We start from the raw sequence: 1,072 nt of genomic DNA, 5'->3' as shown, positions 1-1,072 counted from the left end.
GCCGGGGTGACAACCCTTTTGGAAACGGGGACATGTACCGGAAGCCCGCAGGGATCGGTACGTGTCCGAAGGAACGCGCACTTTTCGCCGTCGTCCCGGCGCGTCATTCCGGTGAATCCCGGATCGAAGTCCGGGACAGGCACCGGAATCCAGTAATATCAGTATGTTCTGGACCCCGGCTGGAGTTTACCCCGTACCCCGGATCGAGTCCGGGGCAGGCTCCGATACGGGGCCGGGGTGACAACCCTTTTGGAAACGGGGACATGTACCGGAAGCCCGCAGGGATCGGTACGTGTCCGAAGGAACGCGCACTTTTCGCCGTCGTCCCGGCGCGTCATTCCGGTGAATCCCGGATCGAAGTCCGGGACAGGCACCGGAATCCAGTAATATCAGTATGTTCTGGACCCCGGCTGGAGTTTACCCCGTACCCCGGATCGAGTCCGGGGCAGGCTCCGATACGGGGCCGGGGTGACAACCCTTTTGGAAACGGGGACATGTACCGGAAGCCCGCAGGGATCGGTACGTGTCCGAAGGAACCCGCACTTTTCGCCGTCGTCCCGGCGCGTCATTCCGGCGCGTCACCCCGGTGAAAACCGGGGCGGTATCCAGGCGTCGTAAACCAGTAAAGCGCTGGACCCCGGCCTTCGCCGGGGTGACAACCCTTTTGGAAACGGGGACATGTACCGGAAGCCCGCAGGGATCGGTACGTGTCCCCGGAACCAGCTTTTAGTCGTCACTCCGTACCTCGTACCCGATCCGGGGTTCGGGTCAGGCTCCGACACGGTGCCGGCATGACGATTGTATTTTAATAATAAATGGTACTATGTCCCCGGAATATCCAATGATGCAGTAATAAGTCGTCATACCGGCGAAAGCCGGTATCCAGGCGTCGTCGCGGTGAATCCCGGATCGGAGTCCGTCACAGGCGCCGGGAACCAGTAAAGCGCTGGACCCCGGCCTTCGCCGGGGTGACAGAAGAGACGGGGCGACAGGTGAGGGCCTGCCTGCCGCAGGCAGGGAACGCGCACTTTTCGCCGTCATCCATGTCCGTCATACCGGCGCGTCACCCCGG

Annotated in this window: 1 protein-coding gene; it reads right to left on the bottom strand. The window is 62.1% G+C overall.

Annotated elements, in window-relative coordinates; translation table 11 throughout:
* Positions 1–919: 919 nt before the first annotated feature.
* On the bottom strand, positions 920–1,045 hold the full coding sequence (locus CW742_RS14810; RefSeq protein ID WP_292421712.1) for a hypothetical protein: 126 nt from the start codon (positions 1,043–1,045) through the stop codon (positions 920–922).
* Between the last annotated feature and the right edge of the window lie 27 nt (positions 1,046–1,072).

Origin of the sequence: Methanoregula sp. (assembly GCF_002835825.1) — an archaeon.
In the GTDB taxonomy this organism is placed as follows: domain Archaea; phylum Halobacteriota; class Methanomicrobia; order Methanomicrobiales; family Methanospirillaceae; genus Methanoregula.
The sequence above is the reverse complement of the archived record's forward strand: the minus strand, read 5'-3'. Positions and strand labels throughout refer to the sequence as shown.

Excerpts from the sequence above, each read along its gene's own strand:
- CW742_RS14810 (WP_292421712.1), bottom strand. The coding sequence starts at position 1,045 with ATGGATGACGGCGAAAAGTGCGCGTTCCCTGCCTGCGGCAGGCAGGCC.